We start from the raw sequence: 14,556 nt of genomic DNA on the forward strand, positions 1-14,556 counted from the left end.
TCAGTTCGCCACGGGCTGCGCGGCGAGCGCGATTTGCGATACACCCGCGGCGCGGCACGCGTCCATCACCGAGACGAGGTGCTGGATCTGCGCCTGCTTCGAGCCGGCAATCGTCACGACCGTATGCGCGACGTCCGTGCGGGCGGCGAGCAGGGTGGTCAATTGCGCAAGGCTCAGCGTGCGGCCGTCGACCGACAGACTGCCGTCGGTCGCGAGCGTTACCGTGACCTGCGGCGGCGGCAGCGCTTGCGCCGTGGCGCTCGACGGCAGCTGCGAGCGCAGCCCCGCGTTCGGGATCATGTGCAGCGTGATCATGATGAAGAACACCAGTAGAAAGAACATGATGTCGATCATCGGGATGATCTCGATGCGCGCCTTTCGCGCCTCGAAATACTTCATCGTCAGACTCCCTGCGAGGCGAATTTGCCGACCACCGGGCGCGGCACTTCATGCACCGGCTTGAGCGACTCATGCGTTCTGGCCGCAAGCCGGTTCACGAGCGCCGCCTTCAGGGTTTCGAGCTGATGGACGACGCCTCTTACGCGGTTGTGCAGGCCGTTGAAGAACACGAGGCCGATCATCGCGACGAACAGACCCGACGCCGTCGCGATCAGTGCCTCGGCCACGCCGCCCGTGACCTGGGTCGGTGCGTTGCCCGGATTCGACAGCACCTGGAACGCGTTGAACATACCGACGATCGTGCCGAACAGACCGAGCAACGGCGCGAGCGTGACGATCGTGTCGAGCACCCACAGGAAGCGGTCGATATTCGGTGCTTCGCGCATGATCGCTTCGTCGAGACACGCATCGAGCTCATCGCGCGACGTCTGACCGGCAAGCCGGCCGGCGACCTTCAGCAGGCTCGCCATCGGCAGCGCCTGAAACTGTTCGGCGCATGCCGTCAGCGAGGCGGCGTTCAGTTGTTCGAGGCGGTCGACCTGGTCGAGCACCGCGCGGCTGCCGCTCGATGCGCGCTGCAGGAACCACGAGCGCTCGATGATGATCGTCAGGGCAACGAACAGCATGGCGGCAATCACATACAACACGCCACCGGAATTGTTCGCGAGGTGCAGCAGGTTATCGACAGTCATGAAAGAAGCTCCGTTCAGAAATCGGTGGACAGCGTCGCGACGAACGCGCGGCCCGGGATGGTCCAGTAAAGCGGTGTGTTGTCCGCGACGGTGTAGCCGGCCAGCGCATTGATGCTGGTGCGGTTGAAAAGGTTGTCGATCTGGAAGCCGAGGCGCGTGTCATGCGTCCACGGTGCGAGTCGGGCAAACGTGTACGAGCTGGCGAAGTTGGTGATCGCATAGCCGCCGATCGGCTGGGTGTTGCCGGTATCGCCATACTGATGGCCGACGAACTTCATCAGCAACGAACCGTTGAGCGGCCCACGTTCGTAGAGCACGCCGGCGGCGGCCGTCGATTGCGGCGCGTTCGGCATCCACGTATTGGTGCTCTTCTGTTTGGCCGAATTGAAGGTCAGATTGCCGTACAGGCTGAAGCCGTCGCCGACCGACAAGGTCGCTTCGGTTTCGACGCCCTTGTAGGTCGCACCACCCGCATTCGAGAAGATCACGTTGTTGCCGACCGTGCGGCTCGTCACCGCGTTGCGGAAGTTGATGTAGTACAGATCGGCGGCGACGGTCAGACGCCCCGTTTTGTACGTCGTGCCGATCTGGTAGTTGTCGGTCTGTTCCGGATCGGGTTGTCCCGAGACGGTCGGATCGTTGACATAGAACACGTTCAGGTTCGGCGCGAGAAAGCCCTGCGCGTACTGCGCATACGCGCTCCATTGCGGTGTGATCTGCTGGTGCAGCGTCAACGACGGCAGCACCTTGTCCCACGTGTGGCTGAAATCGAGCGGCTCACCGGTCTTCTGGTTCATCGGCGTATCGATGCTGCGGTTGAACGACACGTACTTGAGTCCCGGCGTAATCGTCAAACCGTTCTGCAGTTGCCAGGCGTATTGCAGATACGGCTGAAACGTCAGCATCGTGTCGTTCATCGTGAAGTTCTGCGAGATGAACGCGAAGTTCAGCGACGAATCGACATTGAAGTTGTCGCGGAAGTTGGACTGGTGTGCGATCCACATGCCGGTCTGCAGCTTGCCGGGACCGAGCTGCCGCTCGAGCGCGAGGACGTCGCCAAACGCGCGGTAGTTGTTGTTCATTTCCTGGCCCGGCACGTTGTTCGGGCCGAAGATCGTGCCGTTTGGCGTTTCACCGTTCGGGTCGAGTCCGTTGAAGCCGTTGTGGTAGTAACCGTACGTATAGAGCTTGTTGTCGATCACCCACTCGGCGACCTTCGTTTTCACGCCGATGTATTCGAAGTCCGTGTTGATCTTGTCGAAGTTGTAGCCGGCATAGGCCTGACTCGTCGGGTCGGCGCTAAGACCGAAGTTGGGACCGAACTGCTGGATCTGCGCGGCCGTCGCGCCGAGCGGCACGTTCTGGTGGATGTTGTTGTAAGTCGCGAACAGCGTGAGCAGCGTGTTGTCGCCGATCGGCTTGTCGAGCTTGAAGTAGACGTTCTGACGGCGCTGGTCCGCGTTGGTCAGATAACCGTCGCTGCTGCTCTGCGCATAGCCGACCATTGCGCGCGCATCGCCCCATTGCTGCAGATAGCCGGTATTGAACTCGGCGCCGGCCTGCCATGTGTCGAAGCTGCCGTACGAGCCGAGCACCGAGAATGCCGGCGATGCCGACGGATCCCTCGACTGCAGGCTGATCGTTCCGCCGAAGGTGGCGAAGCCGATCTGCGAAGCGTCGCCGGGACCGCGGTCGACGACGATATTGCCGAGCACCCGGTTCGAGAAAAACGACGTCGAATGATGGGTGAAGTCGTTGGTATCGCCAAACGGGATGCCGTCGAATGTCACGTTGTACTGACCGTCCTGAAAGCCGCGAATGGACAGGCTCTGCGATTCCATCAGACCGGAGCCGTTCGGAGAAACATTCGACACGCTCGGCGCGATCTGCACGATCTCGCTGTAGTTCGCGGTCGGAGCGGTACTGTTTTCGATGTAGTGCCGGCTGATCACCGACTGCGGTTGGGTTGCGGTGAGCGAGCCTTGCGACGGCGCCTGTGCCGGTGCCGACTGCACGTTGGTGCTGGTGGCCGTGCCGCTGTTCGATGACGAGACGGCCGTGCTTTGCACGGAGCCGAGATCGCCCGAGGTCTGGGCATGCGAGATCTGTGCGCCGGTCGCGCACAGTGTGGCAAGAACGAATTGCGTCAGCGGCTTCTTTCTAAGGGGAAAACTAACCCGTTGCATGGTGCAGCATCCTTTCGCGAGTGGGGCGATGAACTGGGAGTCGAACGAGGCGGGATGCTATCAACCGTCCGTTAATGCGAAGTGATCGGTATCTTACGAATCTAAAGTTGCTATTACGGATGCCCCACAACGGCGCGATCCGCACTGACGCTACGCGACGCGCTCAGGTTTGTAAGTTTGTGGACACCGCGCATTCATACGTGCGCACTAGCATCGGCAGCACCGTTCAGGCGGTGAATCACGCCTTTTCTCCTGGCGGCGATAGCGCCGTGCCACTTCGCTGCAATCTCTCTTCATTTCTCGCACACGATGAAACGCTTGACCTACTTGCCGCTCGCGGCTTCCCTCTTCGTCGCTGCAAGTGCGGCGAGTTACGCCGCACCGTCCGCGCAGGCGAGCTATCTCGACGCCCGTCAAATTCCGCTTGGCGTGCTGCTCGCGCCACCTGCCGCCGATGGTTCCGAGCGTCAGCAAGCCGATCTCGATGCCGTGCTGAACGCGCAGCGCAGCCGCACGCCGGAGCAGGTGGCGCGCGCGAAGGCGGACGCCACCAAGTCCGTGTTCCGTTTCGCGGATGTGCTCGGACCGGACTTCAACGAAGCCGGTCTGCCGAAAACCGCTGCGCTGTTCGAAGCCGTCGATCACGATGCCGAGCGGGTCGCAAAAGGCGGCAAGCATTTCTTTAGCCGCGCGCGGCCCTTCGTCGCGAGCCGCGACGTGCAACCGATCGTGCCGAAGCGGCCCGGCGACGACTACAACTCGTACCCGAGCGGTCATGCGACCTTCGGCTATCTGTGCGCGATCCTGCTCGCGCAGATGGTCCCCGAGAAGCGCGATGCGCTATTCGCGCGTGGGCGCGAATTCGGCATGAACCGCGTCGTCGACGGCGTCCACTATCCGAGCGATGTCGAAGCGGGTCGCATCGACGGAACGCTCGTCGCAGCGGCGCTGATGGCCAATCCGGATTTTCAGCGCGACTTTGCCGATGCGAAGGCGGAGGTGCGCGCGGCACTGAAGCTCGACTAGTTGCACGTGTGAACGGCTTTCGGCTCCGCCCGGGACGCGTCATGAAGCAGCAACATGGCCGTGTCATACTCCGCGCCCGCATAGGCGGCCCCCGCTCTATTGACGTCGCCGTTCATGCGGCGACGCACGACCACAGGAAACGACGTCCTCTTGAAAAACAGAGCAGCGATCAACTACCCCGCGGGGCGCAGACCCCGCATTCTCGTCGTCGAAGATGACGAGCGTGTGAGGCTCGAAGTCTCCACCGCGCTCGAGGACTACGAATTCGCCGTGGAAAGCGTGCCGAGCGGCCATGCCGGCCTGCTGCGCGCGCTCAACGGCGATTTCGACGCCGTCGTGCTCGACCGGATGCTGCCCGACGTGGATGGCTTGTCGATTCTGTCCACGTTGCGCAACGTCGGCAAAGAGACGCCGGTGCTGATATTGAGCGCGCTGTCAGCGGTCGACGAACGCGTGCGCGGCCTGCGCACCGGCGGCGACGATTACCTGACCAAACCGTTCGACAGTCTGGAATTGACCGCGCGCCTCAATGCGCTGCTGCGCCGCCGCTCTTCCTCGGAGCAGCCGCTCATGCTGAGCGTCGGCGATCTCGTGCTCGATATTGGCACGCGCCAGGTCAGCCGGGCGGGCGAGTCGATCGAGTTGAAGCCCCGCGAGTACCAGTTGCTCAGATACCTGATGCTGCATACGGAGCAGCCTGTGACGCGCGCGATGCTGTTCGAGTCGGTCTGGAATTACCGCTTCAATGCGCAGACCAACGTGATCGACATGCATATCGGTCAGCTGCGCCGCAAGCTCAGTCTGAACGGACGGTTTTCGCTGATGATCCACACGGTTCGAAATGTCGGCTATGTCCTCCGTGCCGGCGAATAGGCGCTGGCTGCGCCTGCCGGCGAACAACGTCACCTGGCTGCTGATGGTATTCATCAGTTGCGCGGTCGTGCTGTTCGCGATGCTCTACTGGATGATGCACACGTATTTGCTGCACGAGGTCGATGAACGGCTGCGCGGAGAAGTGGCCGAGTTCAGCTCGATCGGCCGCGCCGAGGCGATCGCCAATATCGCGGCGCTGAGCCGGCGCGACATCGCGAGCAGCCGGCCCTATGGCGTGTTCGACGAAGAAGGCCGCTGGCTCGCCGGCAATATCCATGCGTTGCCGGCCGAGCGCGAGCGCCGGCCGTTCTACTACACGCAAGCAATGGACGACGGGCCGCCGTCGCTGGCCAGTCATTTTCGCGGCATCATCGTGCCGACGCGTAGCGGTCTGCGGGTGGTCGTCGGTCACTCGATCGACGAGATCATTCATTTCGACCATACGCTCGTGAAGATCCTGTGCCTCGGGCTCATGCTGACGATTCTGCTTGCCGTCGGCTGCGGCGCCGCGCTTCACGCGATGTCGAACCGGCGTATCCGCTCGATGAGTCTGACGGCGCGCGAGATCATGGCGGGTCAGTTGAGTCGGCGGCTGTCGAATCGCGGCACGCATCACGATCTCGATCGTCTCGCGGAAATCGTCAACCTGATGCTCGATGAAATCGAGCGGCTGGTGGCCGAAGTGCGCGGCGTGTGCGCGGGTATCGCGCACGATCTGCGCACGCCGATGACGCATCTGCGCGCGGGCCTCGAACGCGCGCGGCGGCGCTCGCATACCGTCGACGACTACACGAGCGCCGTCGACACCGCGATCGCGCAATCGGACGTCGTGCTGAACCGTTTCACCGCGCTATTGAGGATCGCGGAGGTCGAAGCGGATGTCAGACGCGCGAGCTTCTGCGACGTGTCGCTGGACACCATCCTGCGCGACGTCGCGGAGTTGTACGAGCCGGTCGCGGAGAGCCGTCGTTTGTCGGTCGCGGTGCTTGCGTCCGAACCGGTTTTCGCGCGCGGCGACGTGGATCTGCTGTTCGGCGCTATCGAGAATCTGCTCGATAACGCGCTGAAGTTTACGCCCGGTGGCGGCGCGGTGACGCTGCAAGCAACGCTTGAAGCGGGAAGGCCCGTCGTGCAGGTCGCGGATACTGGACCCGGTATCGAGGCAGGTGAGCGCGATGCTGTCCTGCGTCCGTTCTATCGCAGCAGAAACGGGCAGGAGGCGGCGACTTCGGGGCATGGCGTCGGCTTGAGTCTCGTGGCCGCGATCGCGCGGGTGCACGAGGCCGTCGTGGAGATTCACGACAACACGCCAGGCTGCAGGATCGTGTTGCGGTTCAATGCGGGATTGCCGGCGCGTTGAGGCGAGACGGCGATTGCTCGCGACGGATTTTGCGTTGGAGCGTGCAAGAAAAAACGACCTGCCGGATGGCAGGTCGTTTCTTTTGAATCTACTAACCCGCTCAGGACTTCGGCACGAGTGCGACGCCGCGCAGCGCCTGGCCATACGGCGCGGTCTGCATCACGGTGAAGCCCTTCGCCGAGCTCACCGTCGAACCGTTGATGCTCACGGTGATCTTGACGAGCTGGTTCGAGTCGGCGCCCGCATCGAACGCGGTGCCGAGGCTGTTGCCGATCGTCGAGGTCACCGCGTAGATCGTGAACGAACCGTCGCTGTTGACCTGGCCCGTGATGTTGCGCAAGCCGTCAGGCGTCGTCGTATAGCTCGCGCCCTTCGTACCGTACGCGCCGGTCGTGTCCGTCACCGTGTAGGCCGTGCCGAGGTTCAGGCCGGTCGTCAGGTTGGCGAGCGGCTTCCACGTGCCGTTCTGGTTCTGATAGACCCACAGGCCGCCGCTGCCGCTCACCTGGTCGCCCGGCGTGCCGTCGCCTTCGTCGGCGACGAACATGATCGACGGATTCGACGCGGGGATCCACATCCCGAACGGATAGACCGTGCCGGTCACCTGGCTAGGCGACGTGAGCGCCGTCAGGTTGGTCGCGAGGGCCGTCGTGAAGCCCGGCACGATCGTCGTCGCGGCGTTTTGCGGCAACTGGCCGCCATTGGCGAGCGCACCGGTCGCGCCCACCTGGTACACGGTGTTCACGCCATTGCTGCCGCTGCCCTTGGAGACATACATCGTGCCGTCCGGGCCGACGAACAGGCCGCGGTAGTTGGCGTCCTTGCCGGTTTTGTCGGCGGCCGTCGCGGGCGTCGTCGGCAGACTGGTGATCGAGAAGCCGAACTGGTCGCCCGTCGAGCTACCGCCCGTGATCGAACCCATCGACGCCAGCGAGCACGCCGTTCCAGCCGGTGCGACCGCGTACGTGCCGGTGCCCGTGCCGGACTGGAATGCGCCGATCACTTGCGTGAACGCGCATTGGCTGCCCGGAGCGATGCTTTGCACGCCGGTGTTCATCGTCAGCATGTCGAGTTGGGCCGTCGTCGGCTTCGGATTCTTGCCCGAATTGCCGGCATTGCCGACGATGTAGTACATGCCGTTGGCGAGCACGGCCGCGCGGCTGTTGTTGCCGGCGTATGCGTTGGTGTTGGTGAACGACAGGCTGTTATCGGCGAAATTCAGCTGCGCGACGGTACGGTAGGTCGGCGTTGCGACGTCGGTATTCGTCGTGTCGACCACGCCCGGCGTATTCGAGTTCGAGATATCGGCCTGGTCGATCGACGTGTTGTAGCCGGTGAAGGTCAGCGATTTCTGATCCACCGACACGTTCAGCGCGAGCTCCGACTTCGAGGCGAAGCTGGTGGCGAAATTCACGTTGCTTTTCGCGGCCTGCGCGGTGATGTCCAGCGTTTGCGACGGGCTCGTCGCGTTCGGTGCCCACTGATCCAGATACGCTTCCGACGTCACGCCGAAGTTGGCGTCGTTCGCGTCGTTGGTGAACACATTCGGAAAGGTGCCCGGCGTGACTGCGGTCACGGGGGCTGCATTGGTGGTCGTGGGCGTCGCGTTATAAGGCAGCGTGCCGCTCAGAGCGAACGCCGGGTCATAGGCTGTGCGCGAGACCAGCAGGTTGCCAGCCGTGTAGTTGCTGGCGGAAGTCGAGGGCGTCGTCGTCGTGGCCGGGGTGCTGCTCGTGGTGCTCGTGTTTTGGGTGCTGCCGCCGCAGCCGTAGATGGCGGAGATCAGAACCGCGATCGGAAGCGCCTTCAGGGTGGTTTGCATTCTGTGTGTTTGAGTAGGGTGAGTGAAATTTTTTGAAAGTTGCAGCCGGTATTGCAAGTCGCGAGGCTACAAACCACCCGTGGCACAAACATGAATCGAAAATTACTAAAAAGATAAGAATGCGCTGGCGCGTTGGCGCGATGTCGTTGCGGGATGCCTGGTTTTTTTGGGCGGCGTTGGAGGGCGGAGGGCAGTGCCTGAACGGGGAAGGCTACGTTGAGGCGGGGAAGAGGCGGCTCGTTTGCCGCGCGCGTACCTGTTTGCACACGCGGGCAAAGGAAAAAGAAAAGGGCCGACATGCTTTCGCATGTCAGCCCTCGAATCTTTTGGTAGGCCGTACGGGATTCGAACCTGTGACCAACGGATTAAAAGTCCGCTGCTCTACCAGCTGAGCTAACGACCCAAAAGAGAAGCGAAATTATATCGGCGCACCAATGCCCTGTCAACTCGGCAAGACCGTCGCCCAAAATGAAAAGCCCGGGCATCACTACCCGGGCTTTCCAGCGAGAGGCGCGCGTGGCTATCACTTCGGACACTGCGCGTTACTGCCAACTACATCAAAACGTGATCAATCCAACACCACGATCTACTTGATCTGCGACAGCTTGTTCTGGGCCGACTGCGCGACGTCCGAGCCGGCGTATTGCGCGACGATCTGCTCGAGCGTCTTTTTCGCCGCGGCCTTCTGGCCTTGTTCGAGCTGATTGTTCGCGATCGCGAGCAGCGCTTCCGGTGCACGCGGATGCTGCGGATAGTTCTTCACGATACCTTGCCAGACAGTCGTCGAACCCTTGTAGTCGCGCAGTGCATACAGCGCGTTGCCGAGCCAGTATTGCGCGGTCGGCTGATAGGGGCTGTTCGGATATTTGGAGATGAAGCTGCGGAACGATGCCGCCGCGTTCTTGAAGTCGCCGCTGCGGAATTGCTGTGAAGCCGCGTTGAACGCATCGGTTTCACCCGGCTGCACCTCGCCCTGGACGCCGTCCACCGTCTGTTGCTGCGGCTCGAATTTCTTCAGGCGCGTGTCGAGATCGGTGTAGTAGTCCTTCTGCTGCTTTTGCAGCGTCGTGAGCTGGTTCGCCATGTCCTCGTTCTGTCCGCGCAGCGTCGCGACCTGCTGGTTGAGCTGGTCGAGACGGTTGGACTGATCGAGGATCGTGCGTTGCGCCGCCGATAGCTGGCTCGACAGACTATCGGTCTTCGAGCGCAGATCGAGAATGGCCTGGCGGGCCTGATCGTCGTCGAACATGCCCGCATGGGCGGGCACGGCCGTGAGGGCCGTGCCTGCGACGCAGGCCGCTGCGGCAAACCGCAGCCAGGAGAAACGATGCGTCATTCGGCTCACCACCCGTTGACTTACTGTTGATACGCGAGGTCGGCGCGGCGGTTCTGTGCCCACGACGCTTCGTCATGACCCGTTGCCAGCGGCTTTTCCTTGCCGAGGCTCACGGCCTCCATTTGCGAATCCGACACGCCCATCAGCGACAGCGAACGACGCACGGCTTCAGCACGCTTCTGGCCGAGTGCGAGGTTGTATTCGCTGGTGCCGCGCTCGTCGGTGTTGCCCTGGATCAGCACGTGACGCTGCGGGTGGCTCTTCAGATATTGCGCGTGTTGTTGCAGTAGCGGTTGATAGTCATCCTTCACCGAGTAGCTGTCGAAGTCGAAGTAGATGCTGCGCTTCGCGAGCGGGCTGTTCGGATCGTTCAGCGGGTCGACGTTGACCGTCGCGACGTCGTTCGGGTTCGGTTGGGCCGAGCCTGCACCCTTGTTGGCGTTTTCGTCGAGCTTGACGCCCGAGTGACATGCGGCCAGTGCACCGACCATCACGACGGCGAATGCGAAACGAAGTTTGGACATCATTTGATTACTCTCCTTGTGTTATTGCATCAACGTTATTGCATAAACGGGCCCCAGGACGGCTCGCGTACGCTGCCCCCCTGAACGGACAGGACCTGCCGAGTGCGACCGTCGGTCGATACTGCGGCCAACACGCCACGGCCGTTCACCTGAGTGGCGTAAAGAATGTACTGACCGTTCGCCGCGAAGCTCGGCGATTCGTCATGTGTCGTGTCCGTCAGGCCCGTGGCGGATCCGCCTTGCAGGTCCTGGATGTACAGCTTGAATGCACCGCCGACGCGCGAGATGTAGGCAAGCTCCTTGCCGTCAGGACTCACACGCGGGCTGGTGTTGTAGCTGCCCGTAAACGTGACGCGTTGCGCGCCGCCCGCGCTTTCACCTTGCGCCGGCATCTTGTAGATCTGCGGTGCGCCGCCGCGGTCGCTCGTGAAATAGATCCACTGACCGTCAGGAGAGTAGGTCGGCTCGGTGTCGATCGAGCTGCCTTGCGTCAGACGACGCAGACCGCTGCCGTCCGCGTTGACCGCGAAAATCTGCGTATTGCCGGTACGCGACAGCGCGACGGCGAGCGTGCGGCCATCCGGCGACCACGCCGGCGCACTGTTGTTGCCCTTCTGGTCCGATACGACGATGCGCCGGCCCGTGGGCAGGTCGTGGATATAGACGATCGGCTTCTTCTTCTCGAACGACACGTAAGCGACCTTGGTGCCGTCGGGCGACCAGGCCGGCGAGATGATCGGCTCGGGGCTCGACAGCGCGATGTGCGCGTCCTGACCGTCCGAATCCGAGATCTGCAGCTGGTAGCGGTTGCCCGACTTGATCACATACGACAGGCGCGTGGCGAACACGCCGCGATTGCCCATCAGCTTGGCGTAAATGTAGTCCGCGACCTTGTGCGCGCTCATGCGCAGACCGCTTTCCGGGCTCACCAGCACGAGGCCGCCGAGGCTTTCGCCCTTGACCGTGTCGTACAGCTTGAAGCGCACTTCGTACTGGCCGTTCGGCAGGCGGTTCACGCTGCCCGCGACGAACGCGTTGGCGCCCTTCGCCTTCCATGCGCCGAGGTCGACGGAATCGGTCTCGGACACCGGCGTCGAGCCTGCGTCGATATTCGTGAATTTGCCGCTGCGTTGCAGATCCTGACGCACGATCGTGCTGACCTGCTGCGGGGAGTTCGCTTCGTTGGCGAAATTCGCCGTTGCGATCGGAAACTGAGTGGATCCGACGCCCGTCACGAGGACGTTGAGTTGTGCGTTGGCGGCGCCGCCGACGGCGATCAGGCACGTTGCCACGAGGGTTCGCAGGCCTAGCTTGGTCATCAAACTCATGCTGTATGGGTTCCTCAAAAACGGTTTTACTTAATACTCGAAGACAGCAGACAGACCGGAAAACGGCTATTTCGTTCCCGCGCAACGCCGCGCCGGGTGGGGCGCGGCGTTGGCCGCCGGTCGGCTGTCAGCCTGCACATCAAGCCGCCGGACGCAGCGTGATAGTGAAGTAGTCCGGCGTCTTGCCATTGACGTCCCGAGGCATCGGATCGGAGGCTTTCACCGCCCGCAACGCGGCGGCGTCCCACGCGGCGTTGCCGCTGCTGCGGGTAATGTTTGCGCTCAGCTGATTGCCGTCCGGCGAACAACGCACGGCGATCACGGTCTCGAGACCTTCCGTTTCGCCGCCCCAGTTCACATGCTGAAGCACCAGCCGTCGTACCTTGTCCGCGTAACCCGGCGATGCCGCCGTGCCGCCCGAGCCGCTACCCGTTCCGCTCTTGCCCAGTCCGTTGCTGCTCGAACTGCTGCCGCCCACGCCGCCAGCCAGACCCTGCATCTGCGCAAGCCGCGCGCGACGTTCGTTGTCGAGCTGCTTTTTCGTCTGCGCGGCCGCATCGGCTTGCGCCTTGGCCTTCGCCGCTTTCTCCGCCTCAGCCTTCTTCTGCGCTTCTGCCTGAGCCTGCTTTTGCTGCTGCTCCTGCTGTTCTTTCAGTTGCTGTTGCTTCTGCTGCTCGGCGAGCTGCTGTTGCTTGAGCTTCTCGGCCTGCTGCTGTTGCTGCTGCGCCTGCTGCTGCTGCTTGAGCTTCGCGGCCTTCTGCGCCGCGAGCTGGGCCGCCTGTTCGGCCGCCAGCTGTTGCTGCCGCTTCGCTTCCGCTTCCTGCTGCTCTTTCAGCTTCAACTGGCGCTGCTGTTCGGCCAGTTGGGCCGCGCGAGCCGCTTCCTGCTGCTGGCGCTTCTTTTCCTGCAGCGCGATGTCGGCCTGTTCGTCGCGCACGGGTGGAGCAGGGGCGACCGGCGTGGGCGGCGGCGTGACGACGGGACGCGGAATCGCCGAATCCGGCACCTCTGTCCACAGTTCCGCCTGCTCGCCCTCGGGCGTGCTGTTCTGCCATTGGATGCCGCGATACAGGAAGAATCCGAGCAGCGCATGCATCACCAGCGCGAACAGAAAAGCTCGCCCGGTGCCGCGTTCACGCGGCGGCTGAAGCGGGTATTCGGAGTTCTTGCGGATCATTGCGATTTGACGAGCAATCCAACGCGCTTGACGCCCCGAGCCTTCAGCTCGGACATCACGTTCATCACGACTTCGTATTTCACGGTTTTGTCGGCGGCGATCACGACGGGCTGATCGGGGTGCGATTGTGCCCGATCGGCGATGAAACCGTTGAGGCCAGCCTTCGTCATGTCTTCCTGCTGCTGCGCGCCGGAGTCGTCCTTGTACTTGACGCTCATATTGCCGTCCGCGCGGATGTTGACGATGACGGGCGGCGTCTGCTGTTGGGGCGCCGCGCCGCCGACGGTCGGCAGATTGACGATCGACGGCGCGACGAGCGGCGCCGTGACCATGAAGATCACTAGCAGCACGAGCATCACGTCGATGTACGGCACGACGTTGATGTCGGCCATTGCGCGACGCGAGCGCGAGCCGCGCATGCTGGAGGAACGGGAGCCTGCCATCATGGCCTCCTCAGTGTGCCTGGCGCTGCAGGATGTTCGAGAACTCTTCGATGAAGGTTTCGAAACGGATCGCCAGACGGTCGATGTCGTGCGCGTAGCGGTTGTAGGCGACCACGGCCGGAATTGCGGCGAACAGGCCGATCGCGGTGGCGGTCAGGGCCTCGGCGATGCCCGGCGCGACGTTCGCGAGCGTGGCCTGCTGCACGTTGGCGAGACCGCGGAACGCATTCATGATCCCCCACACCGTGCCGAACAGACCGATATACGGGCTGACCGAACCGACCGACGCGAGGAACGCCAGATTCGCTTCGAGAACGTCCATTTCGCGTTGGAACGCCGCGCGCATCGCGCGCCGGGCGCCGTCGAGAATCGCGCCCGAATCGTTCAGGCGCTTCTCTTTGCCCTTCAGGAATTCCCGCATGCCGGACTCGAAAATCCGCTCGAGCGCGCCGATCCTGTGACGGTTGTTCGCGGCGCTCTGATACAGCGCCTGCAGGTCGCCGCCTGACCAGAAATCACGCTCGAAGCGTTCAGTTTGCGCGCGCGCCCGGCGAATCGCAAACCACTTGCGGAAGATGAAAGTCCAGGAGAGTAGCGACAGCAACAGCAGCAGAGCCATGACGGCCTGGGCCAGCAGGCTCGCGTTGAGTACGAGTGAAACGATCGACAGATCTTGTGTAGTGTTCATAAAGGTTCGTTTTAACGTCCCGGAAAGGGGGCGTCCGGCTGCAAGGCCGCTTCAAGCTTGCCGTGGGCAAAACGGAAGCTTCGGCGATATCGAAGCCGAACCATGCTTTGTGTTACCTGACCGGTATGAGTTCACTGGCCCCGTAACAACGAGGCTCAGGGATCGTCCGTTGACATGCCGCCGTCGTTCAGTCAGCGCTCTCGCTAGTGCCCGGCCCGTGCCGCAGCGCGGCGAGAACCGACGGCGGGATCGCGGCTGGCCGCAGCGTCGCGCGGTCCACACAGCCAATCCGGACCGAACCGGTGGCAAGCAGCGTGCCTTCGCGCCATGCTTCCTGCACGAAGTCTACCGAAGCTCGGCCAAGACGCTCGATCCGGCTGATAATTTTCACGATGTCGTCGAGTCGGGCCGGAGCCCGGTAATCGACCGCGGTACTGCGCACGATGAAAATCGCGTCGTTTTCTTCCGCAAGCCGGTGCTGGTCGACGCCGCACGCGCGCAGCCATTCGGTGCGAGCGCGTTCGAAAAACTTCAGGTAATTGGCGTAAAACACGATGCCGCCGGCGTCGGTATCTTCGTAGTACACGCGGATGGGCCACGTATAGCCGATTTCCGTGCCTGGCTGGCTGGTCGACATATTCATGCGGCGCATTCTACCGGAACGCACAACCCGGGGTCTGTTTCGAAGTGTGAGCTGCTTGC

Annotated in this window: 14 protein-coding genes and 1 tRNA gene; 3 read left to right on the plus strand and 12 right to left on the minus strand. The window is 62.7% G+C overall.

The window, feature by feature from the left end; genetic code table 11:
* Genes OKW29_RS38235 through OKW29_RS38245 form a run of 3 tightly spaced genes read right to left on the minus strand, consistent with a single transcriptional unit; the run spans position 1 to position 3,277 of the window.
* Positions 1-399, minus strand: coding sequence for an ExbD/TolR family protein (locus OKW29_RS38235; RefSeq protein ID WP_090803146.1), 399 nt, complete (start codon positions 397-399; stop codon positions 1-3).
* A 2-nt stretch (positions 400-401) separates the two neighbouring features.
* Positions 402-1,091: a MotA/TolQ/ExbB proton channel family protein gene (locus tag OKW29_RS38240; protein ID WP_184034384.1), complete on the minus strand. Its 690-nt coding sequence runs from the start codon at positions 1,089-1,091 to the stop codon at positions 402-404.
* A gap of 14 nt (positions 1,092-1,105) precedes the next feature.
* Positions 1,106-3,277: a TonB-dependent receptor gene (locus OKW29_RS38245; protein ID WP_187627329.1), complete on the minus strand. Its 2,172-nt coding sequence runs from the start codon at positions 3,275-3,277 to the stop codon at positions 1,106-1,108.
* A gap of 318 nt (positions 3,278-3,595) precedes the next feature.
* Here OKW29_RS38245 and OKW29_RS38250 point away from each other — a divergent pair, with 318 nt between their 5' ends.
* The 3 genes from OKW29_RS38250 to OKW29_RS38260 all read left to right on the plus strand — a co-directional run bounded on the left by OKW29_RS38250 (position 3,596) and on the right by OKW29_RS38260 (position 6,536).
* Entirely contained in the window at positions 3,596-4,303 is a 708-nt protein-coding gene (locus OKW29_RS38250) for an acid phosphatase (protein ID WP_429294535.1), read from the plus strand.
* Between the two features lie 150 nt (positions 4,304-4,453).
* A complete protein-coding gene (locus tag OKW29_RS38255) occupies positions 4,454-5,176 on the plus strand; it encodes a response regulator transcription factor (protein WP_429294536.1) in 723 nt (240 codons plus the stop codon).
* Entirely contained in the window at positions 5,154-6,536 is a 1,383-nt protein-coding gene (locus tag OKW29_RS38260) for a sensor histidine kinase (protein WP_429294537.1), read from the plus strand. The genes OKW29_RS38255 and OKW29_RS38260 overlap by 23 nt, the downstream gene beginning before the upstream one ends.
* A gap of 100 nt (positions 6,537-6,636) precedes the next feature.
* On the opposite strand, the gene OKW29_RS38265 is transcribed toward OKW29_RS38260, so the two are convergent.
* The 9 genes from OKW29_RS38265 to ybgC form a co-directional block, all read right to left on the minus strand.
* The gene (locus OKW29_RS38265) at positions 6,637-8,358 is read right to left on the minus strand and encodes a hypothetical protein (RefSeq protein ID WP_429294538.1); all 1,722 of its coding nucleotides are present in this window, start codon (positions 8,356-8,358) and stop codon (positions 6,637-6,639) included.
* A 327-nt stretch (positions 8,359-8,685) separates the two neighbouring features.
* A tRNA-Lys gene (locus OKW29_RS38270) sits at positions 8,686-8,761 on the minus strand.
* Between the two features lie 183 nt (positions 8,762-8,944).
* On the minus strand, positions 8,945-9,694 hold the full coding sequence (gene ybgF / locus OKW29_RS38275; protein WP_429294539.1) for a tol-pal system protein YbgF: 750 nt from the start codon (positions 9,692-9,694) through the stop codon (positions 8,945-8,947).
* Between the two features lie 20 nt (positions 9,695-9,714).
* On the minus strand, positions 9,715-10,221 hold the full coding sequence (pal, locus tag OKW29_RS38280; protein ID WP_018419502.1) for a peptidoglycan-associated lipoprotein Pal: 507 nt from the start codon (positions 10,219-10,221) through the stop codon (positions 9,715-9,717).
* A 32-nt stretch (positions 10,222-10,253) separates the two neighbouring features.
* Positions 10,254-11,546: a Tol-Pal system beta propeller repeat protein TolB gene (gene tolB / locus OKW29_RS38285; protein ID WP_184034369.1), complete on the minus strand. Its 1,293-nt coding sequence runs from the start codon at positions 11,544-11,546 to the stop codon at positions 10,254-10,256.
* A gap of 139 nt (positions 11,547-11,685) precedes the next feature.
* Positions 11,686-12,723, minus strand: a complete 1,038-nt coding sequence (gene tolA / locus OKW29_RS38290) for a cell envelope integrity protein TolA (protein ID WP_429294540.1) — start codon at positions 12,721-12,723, stop codon at positions 11,686-11,688.
* Positions 12,720-13,166 (minus strand): protein TolR, encoded by a 447-nt coding sequence (gene tolR, locus OKW29_RS38295; RefSeq protein ID WP_090803169.1) that lies wholly within the window; start codon positions 13,164-13,166, stop codon positions 12,720-12,722. The genes tolA and tolR overlap by 4 nt, the downstream gene beginning before the upstream one ends.
* Positions 13,167-13,176: 10 nt before the next feature.
* The gene (gene tolQ / locus OKW29_RS38300) at positions 13,177-13,854 is read right to left on the minus strand and encodes a protein TolQ (protein WP_090803171.1); all 678 of its coding nucleotides are present in this window, start codon (positions 13,852-13,854) and stop codon (positions 13,177-13,179) included.
* Between the two features lie 187 nt (positions 13,855-14,041).
* A complete protein-coding gene (gene ybgC / locus OKW29_RS38305; protein WP_184055415.1) occupies positions 14,042-14,506 on the minus strand; it encodes a tol-pal system-associated acyl-CoA thioesterase in 465 nt (154 codons plus the stop codon).
* Positions 14,507-14,556 lie beyond the last annotated feature (50 nt).

The organism is Paraburkholderia sp. CI3 (assembly GCF_050436505.1).
GTDB classification, from domain to species: domain Bacteria; phylum Pseudomonadota; class Gammaproteobacteria; order Burkholderiales; family Burkholderiaceae; genus Paraburkholderia; species Paraburkholderia tuberum.

Coding starts and splice junctions, on each gene's coding strand:
- tolQ (WP_090803171.1), bottom strand. CDS start 13,854: ATGAACACTACACAAGATCTGTCGATCGTTTCACTCGTACTCAACGCG.
- tolB (WP_184034369.1), bottom strand. CDS start 11,546: ATGAGTTTGATGACCAAGCTAGGCCTGCGAACCCTCGTGGCAACGTGC.
- ybgC (WP_184055415.1), bottom strand. CDS start 14,506: ATGCGCCGCATGAATATGTCGACCAGCCAGCCAGGCACGGAAATCGGC.
- tolR (WP_090803169.1), bottom strand. CDS start 13,166: ATGGCAGGCTCCCGTTCCTCCAGCATGCGCGGCTCGCGCTCGCGTCGC.
- OKW29_RS38260 (WP_429294537.1), top strand. CDS start 5,154: ATGTCCTCCGTGCCGGCGAATAGGCGCTGGCTGCGCCTGCCGGCGAAC.
- OKW29_RS38245 (WP_187627329.1), bottom strand. CDS start 3,277: ATGCAACGGGTTAGTTTTCCCCTTAGAAAGAAGCCGCTGACGCAATTC.
- pal (WP_018419502.1), bottom strand. CDS start 10,221: ATGATGTCCAAACTTCGTTTCGCATTCGCCGTCGTGATGGTCGGTGCA.
- tolA (WP_429294540.1), bottom strand. CDS start 12,723: ATGATCCGCAAGAACTCCGAATACCCGCTTCAGCCGCCGCGTGAACGC.
- OKW29_RS38265 (WP_429294538.1), bottom strand. CDS start 8,358: ATGCAAACCACCCTGAAGGCGCTTCCGATCGCGGTTCTGATCTCCGCC.
- OKW29_RS38235 (WP_090803146.1), bottom strand. CDS start 399: ATGAAGTATTTCGAGGCGCGAAAGGCGCGCATCGAGATCATCCCGATG.
- ybgF (WP_429294539.1), bottom strand. CDS start 9,694: ATGACGCATCGTTTCTCCTGGCTGCGGTTTGCCGCAGCGGCCTGCGTC.
- OKW29_RS38240 (WP_184034384.1), bottom strand. CDS start 1,091: ATGACTGTCGATAACCTGCTGCACCTCGCGAACAATTCCGGTGGCGTG.